Source organism: Bacillus tequilensis KCTC 13622 (assembly GCF_000507145.1).
In the GTDB taxonomy this organism is placed as follows: domain Bacteria; phylum Bacillota; class Bacilli; order Bacillales; family Bacillaceae; genus Bacillus; species Bacillus tequilensis.
The window spans coordinates 106,859-133,035 of the sequence record NZ_AYTO01000031.1; the positions used below are offsets into that span (position 1 = coordinate 106,859).

Consider the following 26,177-nt stretch of genomic DNA (forward strand, 5'->3'; position numbering starts at 1 on the left):
TCATATCTGGGTCGCTTTTTTTTGATTAACCTCGTCCCGCTTGGAAGGAAGGATACTTCGTCATTCCACCGTCTGCAAACAAGGTGATGCCTGTGACGTAGCTGGATTCCTTAGAAGCAAGCCACGCTGCCACCGCGGCGATTTCCTCCGGTTCGCCGATATATCCCATCGGAATCATGCTTTCTACATCCGCTTTCTGTTTAGGATCAGCAAATTTTTCAGCATTGATTGGCGTGTTGATCGCGCCCGGTCCGATATTGTTGACGCGAATGCCCTTCGGCGCGTATTCCAAAGCCAATGTTTCTGACATCAGCTTAATTCCGCCTTTACTTGCCGCGTAATGAACAAATAACGGCCACGGAATCATCTCATGCACACTGGACATGTTGATGACATTTCCCTTGATATTGTTTTCCACGAAATATTTAATCGCTTCACGGCTTCCTAAAAAGGCGCCCGTTAAGTTCGTGCCGATAACTTTATCCCAGTCCTTCAGCGGCATTTCGTGAGACGGCACAGGATTTTCAAGTCCAGCGTTATTAATCATAACATCGAGTGTGCCGAACTCTTTTACCGCTGTTTGCACGATATTTTTTACATCTTCCTCTTTTGTGACATCCCCTTGTACGACAACAGCTTCACCGCCCGCCTTGATGATCTCTTCTTTTACCTCATTCGGGTCCTGTTTACCACTGTAGTAGTTGATGACCACCTTCGCCTGCTCCTTGCCGAAGCGAACGGCCATTGCCTTTCCAAGCCCTGATGCCGCTCCTGTAATAGCGACAACTTTTCCTTTTAAATCCGGATACATATACATCCTCCTCCATTTGTTAAGAATTTGATTTGGCGATTCCTAAAAATACAGCGGCTGCGATAATCAGGATAATCCCGATCGCAATTGCGATAAGCTGGCGTTTCGTTTTCTTTTCCCGCAGGATGAAAATACCGCCGAGCGTAGATATGACAATTCCCATTTGCGAGAGGGAAAAGCTTGTTGCAACCCCGACTCTTGGCTGAGAAATAAACAAAAACATATTTCCGCCTGCCCAGATTAAGCCTGGGAGAATATTTCTGATCGCATACTTGTTAAAGGGTTTGTGTCTATAGGTTAAAACTAACCCTCCGACCACCATGCCAATCGCCTGCGGCAGCAGCGCCGACCAGCCGGACACATTGAACAATCTGGCCACGACGACATAAACCAGATAACCAAGAGTCGAGACAAGAAGAATCAAAATGCCCTTTTTCAAGTTGCTCGGCTCTCCCTCTTCCCTGCCTTTCTTATCTTCCAATGACGTGAGGATGATGCCCACAATGATAAAAATCAAAGCAAGAATACCAAGCGTAATTGCAATCGGTGTTGACCATTCGCGGAACACAATCACACCGAACAGCGAGGTGGATACGAGCTGCATCCCTGTCGAAATCGGCATCGTTTTGGATACACCCATCAATTCAATGCTTTTCAGCTGGTTGGCCTGTCCAAGCGACCAAAATAAGCCGGATACGATTCCAACAATAAAAATGCGAAGTGACAGAACGGGCTGAACAAACAAGTAAATAACGATAGAAACAATGAGCGCTCCAATCGTCGTTCCCAGTGTCTGGCTGTACGGCCCGCCGCCTAATTTCACATTAAAGAGAACAATGCTCCCCCAAAACAAAGCCGGGAGAAGAGCCAATAATAAATCCATTGTCGGGGAACCCTCTTTCAAAATGTATTTGCTGTTATTTTGGCTGGAATTGTTGTAATTATTCGCCGGAACACAAAAAGAGCTGCCGGAAAATCCGGCAGCTCTCAGGAGCTTGCATTCTTCTACAAACCGATGGACAAATATTTTGTTTCAAGGTATGGCTCAATGCCTTCCGAGCCGCCTTCACGGCCGATGCCGCTTTCCTTCATTCCGCCGAATGGCGCTTGAACCGCTGACGGTCCGCCGTCATTCCAGCCGATAATGCCGTACTCTAGATTCTCGGAAATATAGATGCCGCGGCGGTAGTTTTCTGTGAAGAAGTAAGCAGCCAAGCCGTACGGTGTATCGTTGGCAAGCTGAATCGCTTCATCGATATCAGAAAACGTAACGATTGGCGCAACCGGGCCGAAGGTTTCCTCGTGCATGATATTCATGGACGTATCGACATCGGCGAGCACTGTCGGGTTGACGAAGTAGCAGCCTTTGTCATCGTTTCGGTCATATGTGCCCCCCGCAAGAACCTTCGCGCCTTTTTCAACCGCATCATCAATTTGGCTGATGATTTTTTCGAAGCCTCTCTTATTGATAATCGGTCCGACGTTCACACCTTCCTCTAGTCCATTTCCGACTTTGAGCTTAGACACTTGCTCGCTTAGTTTCGCCGCAAATTCATCTTTAATGGATTCATGGACGATCAGGCGGTTCGCACATACGCAAGTTTGGCCCGCGTTTCTGTATTTGGACACCATTGCCTGTTCAACGGCAAGGTCAATGTTCGCATCTTCATCCACGATTAGCGGCGCATGCCCGCCGAGCTCCATAGAGACGTGCTTCACGGTGTCCGCGCTGTTTTTCATAAGGATTTTCCCTACTGGCGTTGATCCTGTGAACGTGATTTTCCGGATTTTCGGACTGCTTGTGAACACATTTCCGATTTCTTCTCCGTCGCCGATCACAACCTGAAGAACATCCTTCGGAATGCCCGCTTCATATGCGAGGCGCGCGAGCTCGTAGGCAGACAGCGGTGTGTCCGGTGCGGGCTTGATAATAAATGTACAGCCGGCAGCAAGAGCAGGGGCCGCTTTGCGTGTAATCATCGCATTCGGGAAATTCCAAGGCGTGATCGCAGCAACGGGGCCGACCGGCTGGCGCGTGACAACAATTCGTTTACCCGTTGTCGGAGCAGGCACCGTTCTTCCGTACACACGCTTCGCTTCCTCTGCGAACCATTCAATATAGCCTGCGCCGTAAAGCACCTCGCCGACTGCTTCTTGATATGGCTTTCCGTTTTCCTTTGTAATTAAATCAGCAAGTTCTTCTTTATGTTTAACAATCAGCTCATACCATTTTTTCAAAAGAGAGGCTCTTTCGTTCGCTGATGTTTTAGACCACGTTTTAAACGCTTGATGTGAACGTTCAATGGCTTCTTCTACTTCTTTGGCAGATTGCTGAGGAATCGTTTTGATCTCCTCGCCCGTAGCCGGGTTGTAGACCGTTAATTGATCTGGCATATTGAACATTCCTTTCTTTTCATGATTACTTAAAATGATAGCAGACCCTGCCGTTTTCTTTCCAATGATTAAGCTCGCAGGCCCGCTTCCAAGATGCTGAGCCCTTCATTCAGAAGGCTGTCTGAGATGACGAGCGGCGTCAGAAAACGAATGATATTGCCGTTAATTCCCGCTGTCAGCAAAAGCAACCCATTTTGATTCGCATACGCCGCGACCGCTGCGGCTTTCGCTTTATCAGGCTCACGCGTGTCCGTGTCCTTGACGATTTCGATGGCCGCCATTGCCCCGAGTCTGCGGATGTCACCGATGAAAGGAAATTCTTGTTTCCACTCATATGCCTTGTCTTCAATGATTTTGCCAATTTCTTCAGAACGCTCATTCAGCCCTTCTTCTTCAATAATATCCAAGACAGCCAAAGCCGCCGCGCACCCGAGCGGACTTCCGGCATACGTGCCGCCCAGCTCTCCGGGCGCTGCCGCATCAAGCATTTCCGCGCGGCCGATCACACCGCTTAACGGCAGGCCAGCCGCAAGGGATTTGGAAACCGTAATCAAATCAGGAACAACATCAAAATGTTCAATTGCGAAATAAGTGCCTGTTCTGGCAAAACCGGTTTGAATTTCATCAGCGACAAACACAATGCCGTGTTCCTTGCAGAATGACGCGACGTGCTGCACAAACCGTTTCGAAGGAATGATAAAACCCCCTTCTCCCTGTACTGGCTCCATCACGACACACGCTACCGTTTCAGGCGCGACTGCAGCGATAAAGAAATCATTAAACGCTTGGATCATCATGTCGTCATAGCTTTCATTACTCATGCCGTCAGGTTTCTGATAATAATAAGGAAACGGCGCTTGATAAACCTCTGACGCAAAAGGTCCGAAGCCAAACTTATAAGGTTTTACCTTGCTTGTCATGCTCATCGTCATATTCGTTCGTCCGTGAAACCCGCGTGTAAATGAGACAACCCCTTGGCGTTTCGTATACTTTCTGGCGATTTTCACAGCGTTTTCGACCGCTTCCGCCCCTGAATTCAGAAAGATCGCTTTTTTGGCATGGCTGCCCGGTGCAATGCCGCACAGTTTTTCGGCTAATTCGATATAAGATGGGTACATCATGACATTGAAGCCGGGGTGAATCAGCTCCTCCGCCTGCCGCTTCACAGCCTCAACCACCTTCGGATGCGAGTGTCCGACATTTAACGTTCCGATGGCGCCTGCAAAATCAATAAATCTCCGTCCGTCCAGATCGTACAGCTCAGCCCCTTGTCCTTTGACCGCCAGACTGCGGTTGCCGTTGCTCACACCTTTTGATACGAATTGATCCCGTTTTTGCTGCCACTGGGCAGTCGTGATGCTTGCTGTTGTTTGACTCATATGAAAGCCCCCCTGTTGTTATTTTCTTATCATTCTGACTTCTTTTTGGTATGATGAAAAGTACCAATTATAACTTTTCGATGGTACCAGAAGGAGAACCCGCAGATGGATATCACAATGACACTCGATCGCTCAGAACAAGCCGATTATATTTATCAGCAAATTTATCAAAAGCTGAAAAAAGAAATCCTCAGCCGCAATCTGCTGTCCCATTCGAAGGTTCCCTCCAAACGGGAGCTGGCTGAGAAGCTGAAGGTCAGCGTGAATTCAGTGAATGCAGCCTATCAGCAGCTCTTGGCTGAGGGTTATTTATACGCCATTGAACGAAAGGGTTTTTTCGTGGAGAAGCTGGACATGTTTTCAGCTGAGGAGCACCCTCCGTTTGCCCTGCCAGATGACCTGAAAGAGATTCCGATCGATCAAAGCGACTGGATTTCGTTTTCACACATGAGTTCCGATACAGACCATTTTCCGATCAAGAGCTGGTTTCGCTGCGAACACAAAGCGGCCTCCCGCTCATACCGCACGCTCGGCGATATGTCGCATCCTCAAGGGATCTATGAAGTAAGGGCGGCTATTTCCAGGCTCATTTCTCTGACGCGTGGCGTAAAATGCCGACCGGAACAAATCGTCATCGGGGCAGGCACACAGGTGCTCATGCAGTTATTGACTGAGCTTTTGCCTGAGAAAGCGGTGTATGCGATGGAGGAGCCCGGCTACAGGCGCATGTACCAGCTTTTAAAACGCGCCGGAAAGCAAGTGAAGACGATCACGCTCGATGAAAAAGGCATGTCAATTGATGAAATCAGCAGACAGCAGCCTGACGTGCTGGTGACGACCCCATCGCATCAATTTCCTTCCGGAACGATTATGCCTGTATCCAGAAGAATTCAGCTGCTGAACTGGGCAGCCGAGGAGCCGCGCCGCTATATTATTGAAGACGATTATGACAGTGAATTCACATATGATGTAGACAGTATTCCGGCGCTTCAAAGCCTCGACCGGTTTCAAAATGTCATCTATATGGGCACCTTTTCAAAGTCCCTTCTGCCCGGCTTGCGGATCAGCTATATGGTTTTGCCCCCGGATCTATTGCGGACATACAAACAGCGGGGCTATGACCTGCAGACATGCTCGTCTCTTACGCAGCTCACCTTACAGGAATTTATCGAGTCCGGAGAATACCAGAAGCATATAAAAAAAATGAAGCAGCATTATAAAGAAAAGAGGGAACGCCTGATCACCGCTTTAGAAGCAGTGTTCGGCGGAAAGGCTGCCGTAAAAGGAGCGAATGCGGGCCTGCACTTTGTCACCGAATTTGATACAGACCGCACCGAACAAGACATCCTGGCACACGCCGCCGGCCAGCAGCTTGAAATCTTCGGAATGAGCAGGTTTGATTTGAAGGAAAACAAGCGGCAAACGGACAGGCCCGCTCTCATTATCGGCTTCGCACGGCTGAAGGAAAAAGATATCCATGAGGGGGTCGAGAGGCTTTTCCGCGCTGTTTACGGACATAAAAAAATCCCCGGTACAGGGGATTGATTCACCAGCGGTCCTGGTCCACATGCAGCACCGCTGCAAGCAGGCCCGGAAATGCCTTTTCAAGGTCTTCAGCGCGAAGCGAATAATAACGGCGCTTTCCTTCGATGCGAACTTGGGCGATGCCTGATTCTCTCAAAACTTTGAAATGATGTGACAAGGTTGACTTGGCAACCTGCACATCCGCACATGTGCCGCACGTTTTTTCTTTCGCTTCCGCCAATTGCTTGACCAGCTCTAAACGAAGCGGATCACTCAGTGCGTGAAGAACCTTTGTCAGCTGCAATGTTTCTGTTTCTGGATGGTTTGGAATGTTCATGACACAAATGTATCACACAACAATTCGAATGACAATTTTACTATTTAAGGGTTTTTCCTTTACCTCATTTTGAATACATGTTACAGTTAGTTCGATGAAATTCGAACAATAAATTCATTTTAAAGACGGAGGAGATCAACATGATCGTATTACAAGCTTATATGAAAGTAAAACCAGAAAAACGCGAGGAATTTTTGAGCGAGGCGCAATCGCTTGTTCAGCATTCAAGAGCTGAGGAAGGCAACGCGCAATACGACCTTTTTGAAAAAGTAGGCGAAGACAATACATTTGTGATGCTTGAACAATGGAAAGGTGAAGCAGCAATGAAATCCCATAATGAAACTGCACACTTCCAAGGGTTTGTCGCAAAAGCAAAAGAACTGCTGAGCGCTCCTCTTGACGTTGTCCGCACAGAGCTTAGCGAGTAAGGAAAGGGTGTCCTATATGAATGAAGTCATGACATCACTAACAGACCACCGCTCGATTCGCAGCTACACAGATGAGCCTGTAGCGCAGGAACAATTGGACCAAATCATCCAAGCGGTGCAAGCCGCACCATCATCTATTAACGGGCAGCAAGTGACTGTGATCACCGTACAGGATAAAGAGCGCAAAAAGAAAATCTCCGAGCTGGCAGGCGGACAGCCTTGGATTGACCAGGCTCCTGTTTTCTTGCTGTTCTGCGCAGACTTTAACCGGGCCAAAATCGCGCTTGAGGATTTGAATGATATCAAAATGGAAATCACAAACGGCTTAGAGTCTGTTCTTGTCGGCGCAGTAGACGCGGGTATCGCCCTCGGCACAGCGACAGCAGCGGCTGAATCACTCGGGCTTGGCACGGTTCCGATCGGAGCGGTTCGCGGAAACCCTCAAGAGCTGATCGAATTGCTTGAGCTTCCGAAATACGTGTTCCCTGTATCAGGCCTTGTCATCGGTCACCCTGCCGACCGTTCAGCGAAAAAACCGCGCCTGCCGCAGGAAGCGGTCAATCATCAGGAAACATATTTGAATCAAAATGAACTGACGTCTCACATTCAGAAATACGACGAGCAGATGTCTGAATACATGAATAAACGGACAAACGGAAAGGAAACAAGAAACTGGTCACAGGGCATCGCTGCCTATTATGAGCGCCTGTACTATCCGCATATCCGTGAAATGCTTGAGAAACAAGGATTTAAAGTTGAAAAATAAGCCACACCCGGCCTGTCGGAATCTCCGGCAGGCCTTTCAATTATCCAGTTGAAATCCATTGACTTCTATTTCGTTTATTTGGTAAAATTTTTTCATTGTTACTCATTGGTTTTTTGTGAACCAATGAGTTTTCTAATGTTCAAGAAAGAAGGAAGCCATGAGATGCTTGATAAAAAAACAGATATTTTGTTAGCTGCGCGAAAGCTTTTTTCAGAAAAGGAATTTACGTCGGTTTCCATGCAGGCGATCGCGGAAGAATGCAAGATGTCAAAAGCTTCGATATATAAGCTGTTTCAATCTAAGGAAGATCTGCTTTTGGAGCTGCTGTCATTTAACCAGAAGCAAATGGTGGCCGCGGCCTCAAGACTTCAGGAAAATACCGCGCTGACACCGGAGGAGCGCTTGTCGCAAAAGGTCAAAATGGAGCTGGAAGGCTTTAGGCGGAATCAGCAGTTTTTCAATATGCTGACCTACGGAAACCTCAAGCCTCATAACGATCGAGTCAAACAGCATATCCATCAGACCAGATCGACGATAATCTGTTGGCACCGTGATTCGCTGATTCAAGCGTATGGAGAAGCCATTCTTCCGTTTGTGTGGGATTTGGTGATCATTCTTCACGGCATGATGCGTGAGTTTTTAATGCTGATCAAAATAGAGGAAAAACCGCTAGAGCTTGACCCGATCGCAGAGTTTATCATCAGCACCCTCAATCAGATTGTCAAAAACAAGGAAACCCGGCAGTCTCTTCTTCCGCCTGAAGCCATCGAGCTTTACATTCATTCAGCATCCTCTTACAAGCCGAAGGATAGATCAGCCCTATTATCCGAAAGCCTGAAGGAACTACATAAAGGCATCTCTTCCCTGTCCGCCGCGGACTATGACGTAGATGAGCTAACATCCGCAGCCGCCATGCTGGAGGAAGAAGCGAAGAAGGAAAAACCCCGCGCTTTTTTGCTCCAATCACTGATTGGCTATCTGGAACAAACCGGTGTTTTAACACAGCCCGTTTCGATGTTAAAAACACTGTTAATTACTTAGAGAAAAGAAGGGATATGTATTGGACACAAGTATTGAACCAAAACCTTTTAACCGTTCTGTCATTGTCGGCATTTTGTTAGCCGGGGCGTTTGTCGCGATTTTGAACCAGACGCTGTTAATTACCGCGCTTCCCCATATCATGAGGGATTTCAAAGTAGACGCGAACCAAGCGCAGTGGCTGACCACTTCATTTATGTTAACAAACGGGATTTTAATTCCGATTACCGCGTTTTTAATTGAGAAATTCACGAGCCGAACACTGCTCATCACAGCAATGAGCATTTTCACTGCCGGAACAATCGTCGGGGCGTTCGCTCCAAACTTCCCGGTTCTGCTTGCAGCACGTATCATTCAAGCCGCCGGAGCCGGTATTATGCTGCCGCTCATGCAGACCGTATTCCTGACGATCTTTCCGATTGAAAAACGGGGTCAGGCTATGGGTATGGTTGGATTGGTGATCTCGTTCGCGCCTGCGATCGGACCGACTCTTTCCGGATGGGCAGTCGAAGCTTTTTCATGGAGGTCACTGTTTTATATCATTCTTCCGTTCGCTGTAATAGATTTGATTCTTGCCAGCATCCTGATGAAGAACGTAACGACTTTACGAAAAACACAGATTGATATTTTATCAGTGATTCTTTCGACATTTGGATTCGGCGGCCTTCTGTATGGTTTCTCAAGCGTCGGCTCTTACGGCTGGACCAGTTCAACCGTCTTGCTTTCACTGCTGGTAGGTGCCGTCGCACTGCTCCTGTTTATCATAAGACAAATGAAGCTTGTAAAGCCGATGCTGGAATTCCGCGTCTTTACGTTTTCCATATTCAGCTTAACAACACTGCTCGGCACAATTGTCTTTGCGTTATTGATCGGTACAGAAACCATTCTGCCGCTTTACACACAAAACGTCCGGGACGTCACAGCTTTTGATACAGGGCTTATGCTTCTGCCGGGGGCTGTTGTGATGGGCTTCATGTCACCGATTATCGGCAGAATTTTTGACCGTGTCGGCGGAAGAGGGCTGGCGATTGCCGGTTTCTGCATCATCTTCCTGACATCACTGCCGTTTATGCAGCTAACTGAACATACTTCACTCGCTTGGATTGTTGTGTTGTATACCGCTCGTCTCTTAGGCACCGCCATGATCATGATGCCGGTGACAACAGCCGGAATCAACGCGCTGCCGCGCCACCTGATTCCGCACGGAACAGCGATGAACAACACGATTCGCCAAGTCGGCGGCTCGATCGGAACCGCCCTATTGGTATCCGTGATGAGCAACCAGGCGGCACACGCAGGTACGACAAATGTAAAACACGCCGCCCTGCACGGCATGAACGCCGCTTTTATCGTGGCAGCCTGTATTGCACTTGTCGGCTTCCTTCTCTCATTCACATTAAAGAAACCTCAGCGACCTGCTGAACAGCAGCCGGCACGCTGATCATAAAAAAAGAGCCCCGCTTTTTAAGCGGAGGCTCTTTTTCGTTTTACTTCTCTAAACCGTCTTTCACTTCTTTAATCATTTGCGTCATAGACTCAAGTCCGCCTCCTGATAAATACCAAGTAGCAGAATCAAGGTAGACGACATGACCATTTTTCACTGCGTTTACGTTTTTCACATAATCGTTTTCCACGACTTGTTTTGTAGATGATGTTTCTCCGATTGCTGTACCGCGGTCAATAACAAACAAGTAATCAGGGTTTGTTTTTGAAATGTACTCGTAAGAAACACTTTGTCCGTGCGTAGACGCTTTGATGTTTCGATCTGCCGGAGCCACGCCGAATACGTCATGGATCAGGCCGTACCTAGATTTAGGGCCGAACGCACTGATTTTCCCATCGTTCGCCATGATGACGAGACCGTTTTTGTTAAGCTTTTCAGCCGTTTTCTTTACATCTGCGATTGAGTGATCAATGTTTGCGAGCTCATCTTTCACTTTGTCTTCTTTATCAAAGGTTTTACCGATTGTTTCCGCGTCTGATTTAAATGATTCCATGTACTTCGCTGTATCTACGCCAAGGTAAATCGTCGGCGCGATTTCAGAGAATTCTTTGTAAGACTCAGATTGTCTTGCTGAAATTATGATCAGATCAGGATCTAATTCTGCCACTTTGTCGAAGTCTGGCTCTTTTAAGCTCCCGACATCCGCGTATTTGTCATCTTTGAATTTTGACAGATAGCTTGGAAGGGCTTTTTTCGGCAGGCCTGCCACCTTATCATCAAGACCGAGTTTATCTAACGTGTCTAAGCTTCCTAAGTCAAATACGACAACCTTTTTAGGGTTCTTTGGCACTTTTGTGCCGTTTTTATCGAGCTGGTGTTTCACTGTGATTTGTTCTTTCTTTGTATCAGAACCTTTGCTGCTTGTGCTTTGGTTTCCGCATGCAGAAATGACAACGGCAGTGACCAAAGCGATGAATAGTAACGCGAACTTTTTCATGCTCCTCACCTCTTCTATAGATTAAGAAAAATAAACACCTATTCTTTGATCATCAATCATCTGAATCGGAATGGTCATATCGTAGATGTCCTCAAGCACAGAGGTTTCTATTATTTCTTCAGGCGGCCCTTCTTTTACGATGCGGCCGTTTTTCAAAGCTACGATATGGTCCGAATAGACAGAAGCAAAATTGATATCGTGAATGACGATAACGATCGTTTTCCCCAGCTCATCCACCAGACGTTTCAGCAGTTTCATAATTTCAACTGAATGTTTCATATCCAGGTTGTTTAACGGCTCATCCAGAAAGATATAATCGGTGTCCTGGGCAATCACCATGGCGATAAATGCCCTTTGGCACTGTCCGCCGCTCAGCTGATCGAGGTATTTGTCCTGAATGTCTTCCAGCTTCATATAACCGAGCGCCTGGTTGATATGGACCCAGTCTTCCTCTGTCAGCCGGCCTTGTGAATACGGAAATCTTCCGAAGCTGACGAGGTCTTTGATGGTGAGCCTGATATTGATTTGGTTTGCCTGCTTCAAAATGCTCATTTTCTTGGCAAGCTCTTTGCTGTCACATGCTCCTATTTCCTGCCCGTCTATGAAAATGTCGCCGGAATCCTTTTTGATCAGGCGGCTCATGATAGACAGCAGCGTGCTTTTGCCGGCACCGTTAGGACCGATAAACGAGGTGATCTTGCCCTTTTGAATCGTGACAGACGTCTCTTCAAGGACCACTTTCCCGCCGTATTGTTTGCTTACATTTTTGACCTCTACCATGATTTATTCTCCTTTAACAGCAAGTAGATAAAATAAATCCCGCCGGCAAAATTAATAATGACGCTCAGCGTCGTTGAGAAGGTAAACACTTTCTCAACCACAAACTGCCCTCCGACCAGTGCAATGATGCTGATCAAGACTGAGCCTGCGATTAAGTATGTATGCTTATACGTTTTCAGGAATTCTCTCGCCAGATTGACGACAAGAAGGCCTAAGAACATAATCGGCCCGACTAGCGCTGTTGAAACAGAAACAAGGATCGCAACCACGATCAGCATCTGCTTCACCACTTTGTCGTAGTCAATGCCCAAATTGACGGCGTGCTCGCGCCCGAGCGACAGCACGTCGAAAAATTTTGTAAAACGCCAGACATAAGCGCCTGTCAGCAGGAAGATGATGAACGCGAGCCATAACAAATCCGTATTGATGTTGTTAAAGCTGGCAAACATCTTATCCTGCACAACTTGGAACTCATTCGGATCAATCAGCATCTGCATAAAGGAAGACAGGCTGCTGAACAGCGTGCCAAACACGATTCCGATAAGCAGAAGGAAAAAGATATTTCTCCCCTCTCCCTTAAACATGATCTGATACAGAACTAGGGAAAAGAATATCATCAGCAGAATAGAGATGATAAAGTTGATGTTTTTATTCATGATGACAATATTCGCGGAGCCGAACAAAAAGATAATGCCGGTCTGAATCAGCATGTAGAGAGAATCAAGACCCAAGATGCCGGGCGTCAGGATGCGGTTGTTCGTTATCGTTTGAAAGATCATGGTCGAAAACGCAATCGCTCCACCCGTCAGCACAATGGCAGCGACCTTTTTGATTCGTCTCGGCAAGGTGTAATCCCAATTGCCTAAGTCATAAAACAGAAACAAGCCAATACATACAATGGCTAAACCAACGAGCAACACAATTTTCACCTGGTTACGCATACGCTTTTCTCCTTAACAGCATAAACAGGAAAATGCCGCTTCCGATGATTCCGACCATCAGGCCAATCGAGATTTCGTAAGGGAAGATAATAACTCTGCCCAATATATCGCAAAACAGCACAAAAACCGCTCCCAACAGCGCCGTGTGCGGCAGGCTGTTCTTTAGATTGTCTCCTCTGTAAATCGATACAATATTCGGAATGATTAAACCGAGGAACGGAAGCATACCGACAGTCAAAATCACAAGCGACGTGATCAAGGACACGATAATAAGCCCGATGTTCACAACGCGTTTATACTTCAGGCCGAGGTTCACAGAAAAGCTTTCCCCCATGCCGGCCAATGTAAATTTATCCGCATACACATAGGCAATGATGACGAGCGGAATACTCAGATAAAGAAGCTCGTATCTCCCTTTCACAACTAAAGAGAAGTCTCCCTGAAGCCATGATGACACATTCTGGATCAAGTCATATTTATACGCGATAAATGTCGCGATTGAGCTGACGATATTCCCGAGCATTAAACCGACAAGCGGTATAAAGATCGTGTCGTTAAACTTGATTCTTTCAAGGATTTTCATAAACAGAACATTTCCTGCAAGGGCAAAAACAAACGCAACCAGCATTTTGATTAAAGGACTTGCAGATGTAAACAGCAGCAGGGAAATTAAAATACCGAGCCGAGCCCAATCCATCGTGCCCGCCGTTGTCGGTGATACGAATTTGTTTCTGCTGATTTGCTGCATAATTAATCCGCAGATGCTCATGCTCAGTCCCGCGATGACAATGCTGATCAATCGCGGCAAACGGCTGGCAAACAGCGTTGACGCTTCTTGTTTGCTTAAATCGAAGAGATCAAGCGGCGACAGATCTTCTACGCCGATAAATACAGATGTGACCGCTAATATAATAAGTAGAATAAATAAGTAACGTAGCTTCATGCTGCCTCCTTACATCCTTACAGCAAAAAGAACGTATCTCCTACTCCGCAAGGACTCAAAACAATATGGCCATATAGTAATTGATTATCATTATCATTTACATATTACCATTTTTCTATTGTTAGTCAATATTCTTTCAAAATATTAACCTAGTCATGTATTCAATTTTACTAATCATTCTAACCATTTTCCATCTCAAATCGTTAGGCCGTTTACCATATTTTTCTTCAGCGCGCATGTAGACGGTGAGTTTACCTGACATTGTTCCTTGTGGAAAATACAAATGTTCGTTACAGAAAGAAATTACCCCTTGATTTACAGAACTGAAAGAGAGATAATAAATACTAAATTTGTGTGAAAATTTTAAACATTAGGAGATGTAAACATGAAGGTCGTTAAATTCGGAGGCAGCTCACTCGCATCAGGCGCCCAGCTTGAAAAGGTGTTTCACATCGTCACCTCAGACCCGGCACGGAAGGCTGTAGTCGTTTCAGCTCCGGGAAAACGCTATGCCGAGGATACGAAAGTGACTGATCTTTTAATCGCATGTGCTGAACAATATTTGGCATCTGGCAGCGCCCCTGAACTGACGGAAGCTGTTGTGGAACGGTACGCCCTCATCGCAAATGAGCTTCAGCTGGGGCAAAGCATTATCGACAAAATCCGGGATGATCTGTTTACGCTTTTAGAAGGAGATAAAAGCAGTCCCGAGCAGTATCTTGACGCCGTCAAAGCCAGCGGGGAAGATAACAACGCTAAGCTCATCGCCGCCTATTTCCGCCACAAAGGCGTCAAAGCGGAATATGTAAACCCTAAGGATGCCGGCCTTTTTGTGACAAATGAACCCGGCAACGCGCAAGTTCTTCCTGAATCCTATCAAAACCTCTATCGTCTTCGGGAACGTGACGGCCTTATCATTTTTCCCGGTTTTTTCGGATTCAGCGAGGCTGGCGATGTGATTACATTCTCACGGAGCGGTTCTGATATTACCGGTTCTATTCTCGCCAACGGGCTTCAAGCAGATTTGTATGAAAACTTTACAGATGTGGACGCTGTATACTCAGTCAATCCGTCCTTCGTTGAAAATCCTAAGGAAATCAGCGAGCTGACATACAGGGAGATGCGGGAGCTGTCCTACGCGGGCTTTTCAGTGTTTCATGATGAAGCGCTCATTCCGGCATTCAGAGCGGGGATACCCGTCCAAATCAAAAATACGAATAATCCGTCAGCACAAGGCACCCGTGTCGTCAGCAAACGGGATAACACAAACGGGCCTGTCGTCGGGATTGCCAGCGATACCGGTTTTTGCAGCATTTATATCAGCAAGTATTTAATGAACAGAGAAATCGGATTTGGCCGCAAAGCCCTTCAAATCTTGGAGGAGCACGGTTTGACGTATGAGCATGTTCCATCGGGAATTGATGACATGACCATCATCTTGCGGGAGGGCCAAATGGATGCCGCCGCTGAACGCAGCGTGATCAAACAGATCGAAGAGGATCTGCACGCCGACGAAGTGATTGTTGAGCATCATCTCGCCCTGATTATGGTTGTAGGAGAAGCGATGCGCCACAATGTCGGCACAACGGCGAGAGCCGCCAAAGCATTATCAGAGGCAAAAGTGAATATCGAAATGATCAACCAGGGATCTTCTGAAGTAAGCATGATGTTCGGCGTGAAAGAAGCCGAAGAAAGAAAAGCCGTTCAAGCGTTATACCATGAGTTTTTCGCTGGCGTGCTGATCTCTTAATATACATAAATAGCGGGCGCTGCTGTTTGTTGATGCTAACGCTGATCATCTCTGCGGGACGCCGTAAGACAATGTAGTTGTCTTGCGGTGTTTTTTAGTTGTTTTCATTATTTATCAAATGAACCCTGTCCGCCGGAGATTTGCTGCATAAAATAAAGCAATCTCACAAGGAGGTGCGTAAGATGTCAGGTGGTTATGGAAGTTCTTTCGCTTTAATTGTTGTGTTGTTTATCCTCTTGGTTATTGTGGGAACTGCATTTGTAGGAGGCTACTAAATAAAGTAATCTCCATGTAGACGGCGCCGTAAGAGCCCCTTTGTCTTACGGCGTTTTTTTTCTTTTAAAAAACCCTTCTCTAAAATGAGAAGGGCTGGTTCTTACGTCATTCCTCTTTCTGTTACATGAAAGTCGAGTGCTTCGGCGTTAGCGGAAACACCTGCCGCTGTAAGAATCGCGGCGGCGGCAAAACAAATAACAAACAACTTAGATTTCAACTTCATATAAACCTTCACTCCTTTGTATTTGTTTTCTTGCCTCTTCAACTTTTAGAAAGTAGGAAGCAGACAGTTTGAACCAATTTTGTTCATAGTAATATTTTGCTACTTCTAGGGCTAAATCCTCTATATCAGCATACATATTTTTATTTTTAAGGTATTGAAAACATTGTTCGATTCCTTCTTCATCGGGCTTTTCCTGATATAGGGATTGCAAAAACTCGAATTTTACCGCATAGTCTGCATCATCTGTTTCTTTAGCATATTCATAGCCCCGCTTGTGATATTCCGAACCTTTATCACGTTTTCCCTGTTTATAATAAATCAAGGTGATTAAAAAATATGCTTGCGGCAGAGAATTGATGATCCTGCTGCGTTCAAACGTGGAAACCGCTTTTTCAAAGTAATCAATGGCAGGGTTCAGCAGCTCTTGATTGTAATAGCATAATCCAAGATTGTAGTATGCTCTTCCGACCAGCTGGGCTTTTTGTTCTGCTTGGGCCATATCGAGCGCCAATTTGAAATGGCGTGCGGCTTGTTCGAAATTTCTTTCATCCATCAGGTTGACCCCGAACACGAAATGGCATTGAATGATTCTCACATTATAGGTTTCCTGCTCTATATAAATTTCATAGGCGTTTTTTATATGAATCAACGAAAAATACGTTTGCTTCATATAATAATAAGCTTCCGCGATTTTAAAATAGAATTCAGCCCGTTCAATATGGTCTGCGACGAAGGAAAGCTTTTTCTCCGCCTGTTTATAATAGGTAATGGCAGAAATAAATTCCCGCTTATCAAACTCATACATCCCGCGAAAAAAATTCACGTAATAGTCGAGCAGCCCTTTGAGATCTGCCTGGTTGCTGTCGATGTTTCTGGATAATTCGGACAGGCTTGGCTGGTCCTCGATATTTAATTTCTCTAACGGCTCTAGATAATCAAGCATAAGCTGGTGGCGGAATTCCATTAGTGAATAATAGAGCAGCAAGTTGGAATCGTGCTGCATGTGTTTCAGTTCCTGCTGGATTTCAGCTTTTAGCACTTCGGCATCCGGCACGCTGAATGTGCGGATGTATTTGTACCACTCGTTAATTTTTTGACCGACTGCTGAAGAAGGAATTACCCCGCTCTTCATTCCTTCACCCTCTCCCATCAAAAACTGTTTATGTCATATTTTATCATGTTTACAGACCGTTCCGACCCGAAAAACACGCAATCTTTGTTTCGGGAGCACGCAACAAACCGAAGCGGTGTGCAAAAAAGGCCGCTTCACCTGGCTTTGCCGCCGCCCTGTGAGTTATTGCTGCTTTCCGTTAAAGGAAGGCGGATGATGAACTTCGTGCCTTTTCCTTCTTCATTATTGATTCCTACTATGCCCTGATGCATTTCGACGAGCGGCTTGACGATGGAAAGACCGAGTCCGTATTCACCGGTTTTGTGTGTCACACTTGTTAGTTTTTATTTCATCAACTAGTTCATATTTTTTTCTTGCCTTTGGACTGCTATTAAAGTATCCACAAGCACGCCCCCCCCCCACAGGCAGTCTTGTCAGTAAAAAACCGATGCGGACAAGGCGGCCGCAAATGGTTCAAGCAGGCCTTTCGATTGAAGGTGTCATCAGCACATCGTTAGTCGATGATTCAAAAATACAGACGACGCGCGATTACAACACCAGGCGTCGGGAAAAAATGATGTAAGCGTTGGCGATTCGATCACGATTGAATCAGCAAATAGAAGGAATATAAAAAAGAGCGGAGGCTGCATTCCCCCGCTCATTTTATTGTTGTTTTGTTCCCGGCCCTTTTGCTTTCTCTCTTCGCTTCTTTTTCCACACAGCCAGAATAAACAGAAAGAGCGGAAACAATACTTGAAAAGGCAAATGTATATACAGCGGCACCACTTTCAGGCCTTCGTTTAAATGCTCAGAAAAGTTACTCGCGATCGTAATAGAAAGGATTAGGATACCCAATCCCATCGGGTAAGCCAATTGCGAGGGGTTCTTTTCCTTAAAGAGCGTTGAGGCGCCCACGACAGTGGCATATAAGTAGAGACTGACCTTAAAGAAGCCGCCGATGATCAGCGCCAGCATAAAAAAGACATCGAGCCGGTCTAAAAATTCTTCGACCTTGATCGTCTGGATCGTACTTAAAAGCGGAAACTGAGACCTGAGTGTGAGGTCAACATCAAGCACGCTGATATTAATCGCCACGGTGAGCGCCACAATTAACCCGCTTAAGGTTATGGCAATCAACCCCACTTTTTTCACATTTTTTCTGTCATTCAGATTAGGAAAAATCATCACAAATAACACAACTTCACCAAACGGAATGTACATCGTCTGCGTGAATACAGAGTGAATGACAGGATAAATGCCGTCTGCTAAAACCGGTTTTAAATGCTGCGGGTCCATAGAACCCGAGACAATAATCAGCACGAGGCCGATCGCACCCAATAAATACATGGCTCCGAACAAAAGCTCGGCCGAGCGGGCGAGCACTTCGATTCCTTTTCTGACAGTATAAACGCTCACTACCATCAGCATCGCATTGACGATAATAATAGGTGTATCATGGTATGCAAACGTCAGCAGCATTTCTCCAAAGTCACGGAGCACCCGCGCGGCAATATAGGCAAAGTACAGGATATACAGAAATGAAAACAGCCAGCTCAGCTTGGTTCCAAGCATATCATCCATATATTCTTTCGGAGAAGATTCCGGGTAGCATTGATAAATGCCTTGATACAAACAGAAAAGAAACAAACCGGCTGCACAGCCCAACAGAACTGCTATCCAAGCATCTCTGCCCGCCATCGTTCCCGGTGTAATCAATAAGGAGCTGCCCAGCTCACAAATGATAATCATAACAAACAGCTGCCTTATGCTGATTCTGGCTTTTTCCATCTGCCGTTTCCCCTTTCTCCTGACCTATTTATCTTTAAGCTGATGTTTGAGCGGATTGTTTCGCAATCCCGTTCTTCTGATATACGTCTCTGCTTTTACATCGACAGGCAGATCAGGCAAATACTCTTTGTCCCAAGTGTCCTTCATTTTTTCCCACTGCTTCGGATACTTTCTGTATATCGTGTCACCAAAACCAATAAAGTCAATTTTGTTGTGCTTGACCTTTTTCACAGTCTCGCTGATTTCCTTTTCCAGCTCTTTGTTGAGGGCTTTTTCAATAGCGACCAGCACCTTGGGATCAGACAATTGGAAAGGGTATTTGACGGCATCAATTATGCCTTCAACCGACACATGTATGTGCATGCGCGGCTGTCCGTTCCGGATCTCGGGAACCAGCTTTGTATCTTGATGGGTGACCTGCAGGCTGACCGCATCCTTCACCTTGCCCCAATCAGCATTAATAAACGTATGCTGAACCTTATTCATCAGCCAGATAGCCCCAACGCTTTCATCATCTTCAATCCAGTACTTTAAATGTCCTGTCTTATCAAAAATCGCTAAACCGTCTGCCTGCAGAATCGCTTTCGGATCAGTCGCCTGCGTGTTTTCCATGCTGATTCCTTTTTTCTCGTCGCCAATCATCAAATACCCTGGAATTACCGGTGCCCTTGTGTCGGTGGCTAGTACTTTCAGGACGTCCTGAATATTGGTTTTGACGACCCGTCCGTATTGTGCCTCCGTGAAGTCGAGTGTTTTATTGACTTTATTCGATGGAATTTTATCAATCGGTGTCAGGATTTTGACGATATTTTCCGCTTTTGTTTTATGGGCGACAACGATTGTTGCTGTTGTCCTGAATTCGGTGTCCCGGTCAAGATTATCTAACACAAAATCCAAACCTTCCTCTTTCGCCAGCTTTTCGCTGAGCACCACGAGATTGGTATGGGCAAAGTAAAGCCGACGGGATACCTTCATAGAGGCTTTTCTGAGCGCTTCCGTCATATTGTCTCCTTCAATCGAATAGACGGATACAGGCGGCCTGTCTCCGGCACCGCCTCCCTGAAGCCCTCCGGCGACATTTCCGGGATTGATAATTTGAAGATGCAGCACGTAGTTGCCTTCATTGGTCCGATCAATGCCAATCGCCGAGATAATCGCAAGATCCGTCAGCTCACGCTTATCCCAGCATCCGGGCAGCACGATGACGCTCAAAAGCATGAGAACGGCTAATAGACATTTACGTACCATTCTGATCCCCTTCTTCCAAGTCTTTGTTCACCATTCCTCGTGAAGCGGCCGGCTCCGGACGCTGACCTTGCCCCTGCCGAACTTTATCTTTCTTACTGACCGATTCCGGCCTTTTTTCATCAGCCCACCACGGAACCCTAAACAGCGCGTCCTTTACCCCTTGGGAAGAAAAGGGAGCAAGCGGCGACATGTAAGGAACGCCGAAAGAGCGCAGGCTGCATAAATGGACAAACATCATAATAATGCCTAAAATCAGCCCGTAAAACCCCATAATCGAGGCGGCAATGATAAAGATAAACCGAATAAGACGGGCTGAAATCGCCATGGCAAATGCGGGTGTCGCGAAGCTCGCAATCGCGGTAAGGGCAACGATGATGACCATAGCCGGAGAGACGATGCCAGCCTGTACGGCAGCCTGGCCGATAACGAGCGCACCTACGATCGATACCGCAGAGCCGACCACCCGCGGCAGCCTGACGCCGGCTTCCCTCAGAATCTCAAAAGCAACCTCCATCGTAAGGGCCTCGACAACAGCCGGAAAGGGAACAATTTCCCGCTGGGCCGCAATAACGACTAACAGCTGCGTCGGGATCATTTCCTGGTGAAACGTCGTGGCCGCCACGTAAACAGCCGGAGCCACAAGTGAAATAAAAAAGACCAAAACCCGCAGAACCCGTATGCTTGTCGCAATATCAAAACGCGAATAGTAATCCTCTACGGATTGGAAAAATTGAACAAATAAGGCGGGGGCAATGAGAACAAACGGCGTTCCGTCCACAACGATCGCAAATCTTCCTTCTAACAAATTTCCCGCTACCACATCAGGCCGTTCTGTATGATACATGGTCGGAAACGTCGTAAATGTTTCATCTTCAATCAGCTGCTCGATATATCCCGACTCTAAAATACTGTCAATATCTATTTTTTTTAAACGCGAACGCACTTCCTTGAGCACCTTTTCATCACAAATGCCATGAATGTACATGAGTGCGACATCTGTGTGGGTTACCGATCCGATTTTCATTTTCTCCACCCACACATTCGGATTTTTGATGTATCGGCGGATCATGGAAATATTGGTTTGCAGAGATTCTGTAAACCCTTGGCGCGGGCCGCGGAAGGACACCTGGGTGCTCGGCTCTTGAATGGAACGCTGCTCTCCCCCTTGTGTGCTGCAAATCAGCGCCTCTTCAGAACCGTTTGCGAAAATCAGCGCATTGCCGAGCATTAGTTCAGAAAAAAGCTTGTCCCAGCTCTTCTCCGCTTTTACTCCGCCCAGCGGGAGCGTTTTTTCAAGAATCTGCTGGAGCGCATGGGAATTCTGGATAGACTCATCCTGAATCAAAGGCTCGATTAAGGATTCATGGATTGTGTTATTATCGACCAGCCCCGCAATGTAAATAATGGCGAGATGGACACGATCCTGTTCCCCGATTTTAATCTCGCGAATGATGACGTCCGAGCTGCTCCCAACTTCCTTTTTCATTTCCGCTATATTTGTTGCCAAACTGGGAGAAACGAGAACCGGCCTTTCTTTTTCCTGCTGCTGAGCCTGACTTTTGTCTTCTGTTTTCTGCTTATCTTTCGAATCGGTCTTGTTCTTTTGCTTAGAAAATAAAGGCATACACAAAATACCTTTCCTTGTCGTTTTCTCATATTCTTCCTTTCAGAGTGGAGATTATGCATGCGGACGGCTGCGGTATAACTTCTCTGATATAGATAGACAATAAAAGCGGAGGGTGATGAGACATGAAGATATTAGGCGTGACAGGGGTCATATTGATTTGTTTATTAACCATTTCTGTTTTTTTGGACATGCTTCAAGGCTTCAGTTTGACAAAAGCCGTTTATAACAATATGTCCAGTTTTAAAATGACAACGTTCGCAGAATGGGTCGTGCTTTTATTTTTTGGTTTGGTTCTTGTAAGAGAAATATACGTGATCCATAAATCGAAAAAAAAGAACCCCTGAGCGGGGCGCTTTTTTCAGACGATAATATTGCCGTCTGCTGTATCGCTGCTATGTTTGTTGATGGTTCCTTTGAGGATGCGATTGCCGATGATTTTAGAATTGGTTGAGGTGTTTGTTTGGATGGCTGTCGCCATGCCCGCTGAGAGGTTATTGATGGTGTTTCCAGAGATGATAGAGCCTGCAGAACCGTTGACATAAATCACAATTGGATTTCCGGCTGTTCTGTTGACTGAAATGGTATTGTCAAAAATCTCATGCACACCCGAGCTGATATAGATGGTGACCAAAAGCGGAGATCTTTCAAAGTGGTTGCCGATAATCGAGGTTTTCGCCCTTGTGGAACAGTAAATCGGGTAATTTTTGAAAGATTTAAATGTATTGTTTTTGATAATAGCGCCAGCATTGTTTGTAACCGTAACTGAATATGATTCCGCGGCTGCTTCAAACCCGTCAGGATTCAATATATTCCCTTCAATCACTGCGTTTCCTTGAGCGATCCAGATCCCGCGGCTGAATTTTCTCAGCACATTATCTTTCACGATCATATCACCTCCGGAAATGTTCACACCGTCAACGACTTCAATGAGGCAGTTATTCAGAAATACGGTATCATCCGACAGCACTGCGCGCAGGCCGGTGCTGCGTCTTGTTTCAGACAATCCGTTTTGAATCTGGTTGCCGTCTACCTTTACATCGGAAGACTGATAAACCAATATTCCTGTGTTTTCAAAGTTGCTGATTTTATTGTTCGTGACAAGAATGCTTTTTCCCCTGACATCAATTCCGGTTGTAAACCCGGTAATCAGGTTGCCGGCGATCACCGCATCACTGCTCTCTTTTCCTTGTGACACACCGAGTCCGGTAATCCCGACTCTAGGCGCAGCAGCCGCGTTTTCAGCCCGTCTGAGAATATTCCCCTTGATCACCGTTTGCGTTCCAAACCCATAGCTGATCGTATTGTCTGAATAGTTACCCTCTATTGAAATGCCGTATCCATTAAAATTGGTCACAGAGCTTGAAACGTTTCCGATGAAATGGTTGTTGCGGATGGATACATTGATCGGTTCTTCATAGTCAACATTACCTTCGCCATATCCTTCTATGTCAATTCCGAATTTCGGCGCTGTTCCATTCCCTGTTCCGGCACCTTCAATCACGCATTCCTCCACCGTGACCGTGTCACACCCGGTAATGGAAATGTTATTTCTCCTCGACCGCCGAACCTCACAGCCGCGGATGGTAATATGCTCCGACGTACGATAATCATCCGTTGTCTCTAATCCCCTTGGACTGACAATAATCCCGTCGCCGGTAAAATCAGAAATGTTGACATCCTCAATGACAACATTCAAGCATCCTTCGATACATATGCCGAAGCCCCATTCATGAGTTGACCTTATCCCCGCGGTGGCATACGTATGCTCATCGCGTTCACCGATAATTTGTCCCCCGGAAATGGTTATATTCTCTTGCTTGCCTACATAAAATGCGGAATAACCCCACGAGCTGTTCGGGATGACTTTGATGACACACTCAGGGTCCATCAGAATCTCAAGGTTGCCGGGAACAATGATCCCCGCGTTTCGAAACTTCTGATTGGGATCTCCTCCAAGCGTTCCGTCTATTAAATATGTTCCCTTTGGAAACCAGACAGTATGATAGCCTTTCGAAACAGCCGTGCTGAGGCATTGATTAATCAGTTTCGTTGAATCCGTTTTACCATCTCCTGAAATACCGAAATCTGCCGCATTCAACATGAATTCAGCCAATTGCGAGCCTCCTTCTCTATGATTGCTATCATGATACTCACAAAGGCCCGAACCGCTTGTACATTTCTCTAAAATTTTATCAAAAAAATATAAAAGAATAGTTTTGTAAGAAAATCTTACAAAAAAAGGACTTAATCATCAGGAAGAAATCCCTATAATCATGTGTTTATATTTTTCCAATATGGAACTATTTGAAATGAGTATAATTTATATTGACACAAGTATTATATAAGAATATGATTTTTATAATACACTTTTTTAAGAAAGGGTTTGGCTGACATGGCTTCGATTGATAACGAAAGTATCATTAAAAGCGTCCCGCAAAAAGGGTTCTTTGGTCACCCGCGAGGACTATTTACGCTATTTTTCACCGAATTTTGGGAACGTTTCTCTTACTATGGAATGAGAGCAATCTTACTTTACTATTTGTATACAGAGACGGTTAACGGAGGGCTTGGCTTTGACAAAGGCACTGCTGTTGCCATTATGTCGATCTACGGATCACTCGTATACATGTCCACGATTATTGGCGGATGGCTCGCTGACCGGGTATTCGGCACCGCAAACACTGTGTTTTACGGCGGCATATTCATTATGTTCGGCCACATTGCACTCGCCTATCCCGGCAGCGCGACAGCATTCTATATCAGCATGGTGCTTATCATTATCGGAACGGGGTTATTAAAACCAAACGTTTCAAGCGTGGTTGGAGATCTTTACACGAAAGAAGATCAGCGCCGCGACTCAGGTTTCAGTATCTTCTACATGGGGATCAACCTCGGCGGTTTACTAGCGCCGTTAATTGTCGGAACACTCGGACAGAAGTACAACTATCATCTCGGCTTCGGAGCTGCCGCAGTCGGAATGCTTCTCGGACTTATCGTATTTGCTCTGACAAGAAAGAAAAACCTCGGGATTGCAGGCTCAAATGTGCCGAATCCGCTGTCTAAAAAATCTGCGATTGGTACTGGAATCGGTGTTATCATTGTGGCAATTGCAGTAATTATCTCTGTACAAACAGGCATGCTGACGATCAAGGGTTTCATCGACCTTGTAAGTATTCTCGGTATTTTGATTCCTATTGTTTATTTCATCATCATGTTTACAAGCAAAAAAGCGGACAAAACAGAAAAATCTCGTCTTGCCGCTTACGTCCCTTTGTTTATCGGTGCTGTCATGTTCTGGGCTATTCAGGAACAGGGAGCGACCATTCTTGCGGTTTATGCTGATGAACGCATAAGGCTTTCATTGGGCGGATTAGAACTTCAGTCATCTTGGTTCCAATCATTAAACCCACTGTTTATCGTCATTTTCGCGCCGATTTTCGCGTGGCTTTGGATGAAGCTTGGCAAACGCCAGCCGTCCACACCGGTTAAGTTCGCAATTGGAATTATTCTAGCTGGCTTGTCATTTATCATTATGGTATTCCCTGCAATGCAAGGAAAAGAAGCACTCGTAAGCCCGCTTTGGCTCGTTCTCAGCTTCCTGCTTGTCGTGCTTGGAGAGCTGTGCCTGTCTCCGGTCGGTTTATCCGTTACAACGAAACTGGCGCCGGCTGCATTCTCTGCACAGACAATGAGTATGTGGTTCCTGACGAACGCAGCAGCCCAAGCGATCAATGCCCAGGTAGCTGGATTGTTTGATAAAATTCCTGAAACAACTTACTTTGGCACCCTCGGTTTGATTTCGATCGTACTTGGCGGCATTCTCCTGCTGCTTTCGCCGATGATCAAACGCGCAATGAAAGGGATTCTATAATAAAAAACAAACAGCCCGCCAATTTTGGCAGGCTGTTTTTATTTGTCCATGTATTTGCTGAAGATTTGATCAAAAAATCACGGTTCTTCCAGCATCGGCTGATGGCCGCTCTTTTCAAAAATAATCTTCTAGATATGCCCCTCAACCGCATCCCACAGGTTGACTGGAGCAGCCAGATAATCATATCGATGTACACCGCACTTGAACATCAGCTTCCCGCTGAATCACAAGCCGGGCAAATGTATGCCCCCACAATTCATTAATGATCGGCATATTCGTAAATACGCCGTCCCATAAAAATTGCAGCGGGCAGTAAACCGAACTCCCGATTACTAGGATGTGCGCGCTCTCTCCCTGGATTGACAGCTCCCCGCCATTTCCCACGCCCCCTTTGGTTTGCATTATATAAAAAAAGCCTGACGCATAGCGTCAGGCTTCCAGGCTGTCGAGAAAATCTCGACAGCCTTTATTTTTCCCTTAAAATATCAATTCCCCTGTAAT

The 26,177-nt window shown here is 46.1% G+C and carries 24 protein-coding genes and 3 pseudogenes; 10 read left to right on the forward strand and 17 right to left on the reverse strand.

The window, feature by feature from the left end:
- Positions 1-25: 25 nt before the first annotated feature.
- The 4 genes from gdh to gabT all read right to left on the reverse strand — a co-directional run bounded on the left by gdh (position 26) and on the right by gabT (position 4,584).
- Positions 26-811 carry a glucose 1-dehydrogenase gene (gene gdh / locus V756_RS0109875; protein WP_024714517.1) on the reverse strand — a complete coding sequence of 262 codons (786 nt, stop codon included), beginning with the start codon at positions 809-811 and terminating at the stop codon, positions 26-28.
- A 19-nt stretch (positions 812-830) separates the two neighbouring features.
- Complete coding sequence (gene glcU, locus V756_RS0109880; protein ID WP_024714518.1) at positions 831-1,694, reverse strand: glucose uptake protein GlcU; 864 nt, start codon at positions 1,692-1,694, stop codon at positions 831-833.
- A gap of 122 nt (positions 1,695-1,816) precedes the next feature.
- Positions 1,817-3,205, reverse strand: a complete 1,389-nt coding sequence (gene gabD / locus V756_RS0109885) for a succinate-semialdehyde dehydrogenase (protein ID WP_024714519.1) — start codon at positions 3,203-3,205, stop codon at positions 1,817-1,819.
- Positions 3,206-3,273: 68 nt separating this feature from the next.
- The gene (gabT, locus tag V756_RS0109890; protein WP_024714520.1) at positions 3,274-4,584 is read right to left on the reverse strand and encodes a 4-aminobutyrate--2-oxoglutarate transaminase; all 1,311 of its coding nucleotides are present in this window, start codon (positions 4,582-4,584) and stop codon (positions 3,274-3,276) included.
- 105 nt (positions 4,585-4,689) lie between these two features.
- Between gabT and gabR the strand changes: the two genes are divergently transcribed.
- Entirely contained in the window at positions 4,690-6,129 is a 1,440-nt protein-coding gene (gene gabR / locus V756_RS0109895) for a MocR-like transcriptional regulator GabR (RefSeq protein ID WP_024714521.1), read from the forward strand.
- Between the two features lies 1 nt (position 6,130).
- Here gabR and V756_RS0109900 read toward each other — a convergent pair whose 3' ends face one another.
- A complete protein-coding gene (locus V756_RS0109900) occupies positions 6,131-6,445 on the reverse strand; it encodes an ArsR/SmtB family transcription factor (protein WP_024714522.1) in 315 nt (104 codons plus the stop codon).
- A gap of 140 nt (positions 6,446-6,585) precedes the next feature.
- Here V756_RS0109900 and V756_RS0109905 point away from each other — a divergent pair, with 140 nt between their 5' ends.
- The 4 genes from V756_RS0109905 (at position 6,586) to V756_RS0109920 (ending at position 10,118) form a co-directional block, all read left to right on the forward strand.
- Complete coding sequence (locus tag V756_RS0109905) at positions 6,586-6,873, forward strand: putative quinol monooxygenase (protein WP_024714523.1); 288 nt, start codon at positions 6,586-6,588, stop codon at positions 6,871-6,873.
- A gap of 16 nt (positions 6,874-6,889) precedes the next feature.
- A complete protein-coding gene (locus tag V756_RS0109910) occupies positions 6,890-7,639 on the forward strand; it encodes an NADPH-dependent oxidoreductase (RefSeq protein WP_024714524.1) in 750 nt (249 codons plus the stop codon).
- Positions 7,640-7,801: 162 nt separating this feature from the next.
- Positions 7,802-8,680 (forward strand): TetR/AcrR family transcriptional regulator, encoded by an 879-nt coding sequence (locus V756_RS0109915; protein WP_024714525.1) that lies wholly within the window; start codon positions 7,802-7,804, stop codon positions 8,678-8,680.
- 19 nt (positions 8,681-8,699) lie between these two features.
- A complete protein-coding gene (locus V756_RS0109920; RefSeq protein WP_024714526.1) occupies positions 8,700-10,118 on the forward strand; it encodes an MDR family MFS transporter in 1,419 nt (472 codons plus the stop codon).
- Between the two features lie 46 nt (positions 10,119-10,164).
- Here the strand turns inward: V756_RS0109920 and yclQ are convergent, their stop codons facing one another.
- From yclQ to yclN, 4 genes are read right to left on the reverse strand one after another with little or no spacing between them, the layout of a single operon-like run.
- Complete coding sequence (gene yclQ, locus V756_RS0109925; protein WP_024714527.1) at positions 10,165-11,118, reverse strand: petrobactin ABC transporter substrate-binding protein YclQ; 954 nt, start codon at positions 11,116-11,118, stop codon at positions 10,165-10,167.
- Between the two features lie 21 nt (positions 11,119-11,139).
- Entirely contained in the window at positions 11,140-11,898 is a 759-nt protein-coding gene (gene yclP, locus V756_RS0109930) for a petrobactin ABC transporter ATP-binding protein YclP (RefSeq protein WP_024714528.1), read from the reverse strand.
- A complete protein-coding gene (gene yclO, locus V756_RS0109935; protein WP_024714529.1) occupies positions 11,892-12,839 on the reverse strand; it encodes a petrobactin ABC transporter permease YclO in 948 nt (315 codons plus the stop codon). The genes yclP and yclO overlap by 7 nt, the downstream gene beginning before the upstream one ends.
- The gene (yclN, locus tag V756_RS0109940; RefSeq protein WP_024714530.1) at positions 12,832-13,782 is read right to left on the reverse strand and encodes a petrobactin ABC transporter permease YclN; all 951 of its coding nucleotides are present in this window, start codon (positions 13,780-13,782) and stop codon (positions 12,832-12,834) included. Before yclN ends, yclO begins: the two co-directional genes overlap by 8 nt.
- A 385-nt stretch (positions 13,783-14,167) precedes the next feature.
- Here yclN and V756_RS0109945 point away from each other — a divergent pair, with 385 nt between their 5' ends.
- Together V756_RS0109945 and V756_RS1000000123420 are read left to right on the forward strand one after the other, a co-directional pair.
- Positions 14,168-15,532, forward strand: a complete 1,365-nt coding sequence (locus tag V756_RS0109945) for an aspartate kinase (protein ID WP_024714531.1) — start codon at positions 14,168-14,170, stop codon at positions 15,530-15,532.
- Between the two features lie 182 nt (positions 15,533-15,714).
- Positions 15,715-15,807, forward strand: coding sequence for a YjcZ family sporulation protein (locus V756_RS1000000123420; RefSeq protein WP_024714532.1), 93 nt, complete (start codon positions 15,715-15,717; stop codon positions 15,805-15,807).
- A gap of 101 nt (positions 15,808-15,908) precedes the next feature.
- On the opposite strand, the gene phrC is transcribed toward V756_RS1000000123420, so the two are convergent.
- The 3 genes and pseudogenes from phrC to V756_RS1000000123425 form a co-directional block, all read right to left on the reverse strand.
- Positions 15,909-16,031 (reverse strand): phosphatase RapC inhibitor PhrC, encoded by a 123-nt coding sequence (gene phrC / locus V756_RS0109955; RefSeq protein WP_024714533.1) that lies wholly within the window; start codon positions 16,029-16,031, stop codon positions 15,909-15,911.
- Positions 16,015-17,163, reverse strand: coding sequence for a response regulator aspartate phosphatase RapC (rapC, locus tag V756_RS0109960; RefSeq protein ID WP_024714534.1), 1,149 nt, complete (start codon positions 17,161-17,163; stop codon positions 16,015-16,017). Before rapC ends, phrC begins: the two co-directional genes overlap by 17 nt.
- Before the next feature lie 134 nt (positions 17,164-17,297).
- Positions 17,298-17,459 (reverse strand): annotated as a pseudogene (locus V756_RS1000000123425) (ATP-binding protein); the annotation flags it as partial.
- Positions 17,460-17,605: 146 nt separating this feature from the next.
- On the opposite strand from V756_RS1000000123425, the pseudogene V756_RS1000000124810 reads away from it, so the two are divergent.
- Positions 17,606-17,683: pseudogene (locus V756_RS1000000124810) on the forward strand (hypothetical protein); the annotation flags it as partial.
- Between the two features lie 122 nt (positions 17,684-17,805).
- Here V756_RS1000000124810 and gerKB read toward each other — a convergent pair.
- From gerKB to gerKA, 3 genes are read right to left on the reverse strand one after another with little or no spacing between them, the layout of a single operon-like run.
- Positions 17,806-18,930, reverse strand: coding sequence for an endospore germination permease GerKB (gene gerKB, locus V756_RS0109975; protein ID WP_024714535.1), 1,125 nt, complete (start codon positions 18,928-18,930; stop codon positions 17,806-17,808).
- A 24-nt stretch (positions 18,931-18,954) separates the two neighbouring features.
- Positions 18,955-20,178 (reverse strand): Ger(x)C family spore germination protein, encoded by a 1,224-nt coding sequence (locus V756_RS0109980; RefSeq protein ID WP_024714536.1) that lies wholly within the window; start codon positions 20,176-20,178, stop codon positions 18,955-18,957.
- A complete protein-coding gene (gene gerKA / locus V756_RS0109985; RefSeq protein WP_024714537.1) occupies positions 20,168-21,802 on the reverse strand; it encodes a spore germination protein GerKA in 1,635 nt (544 codons plus the stop codon). Before gerKA ends, V756_RS0109980 begins: the two co-directional genes overlap by 11 nt.
- Before the next feature lie 125 nt (positions 21,803-21,927).
- On the opposite strand from gerKA, the gene V756_RS0109990 reads away from it, so the two are divergent.
- Positions 21,928-22,149, forward strand: a complete 222-nt coding sequence (locus V756_RS0109990) for a YczF family membrane protein (RefSeq protein WP_024714538.1) — start codon at positions 21,928-21,930, stop codon at positions 22,147-22,149.
- A gap of 14 nt (positions 22,150-22,163) precedes the next feature.
- Here V756_RS0109990 and V756_RS0109995 read toward each other — a convergent pair whose 3' ends face one another.
- The gene (locus tag V756_RS0109995) at positions 22,164-23,918 is read right to left on the reverse strand and encodes a right-handed parallel beta-helix repeat-containing protein (protein WP_024714539.1); all 1,755 of its coding nucleotides are present in this window, start codon (positions 23,916-23,918) and stop codon (positions 22,164-22,166) included.
- 279 nt (positions 23,919-24,197) lie between these two features.
- Here V756_RS0109995 and V756_RS0110000 point away from each other — a divergent pair, with 279 nt between their 5' ends.
- Positions 24,198-25,676: a peptide MFS transporter gene (locus V756_RS0110000; protein ID WP_024714540.1), complete on the forward strand. Its 1,479-nt coding sequence runs from the start codon at positions 24,198-24,200 to the stop codon at positions 25,674-25,676.
- A 77-nt stretch (positions 25,677-25,753) separates the two neighbouring features.
- On the opposite strand, the pseudogene V756_RS1000000123430 reads toward V756_RS0110000, so the two are convergent.
- A pseudogene (locus V756_RS1000000123430) lies at positions 25,754-25,973 on the reverse strand (alpha/beta fold hydrolase); the annotation flags it as partial.
- Between the last annotated feature and the right edge of the window lie 204 nt (positions 25,974-26,177).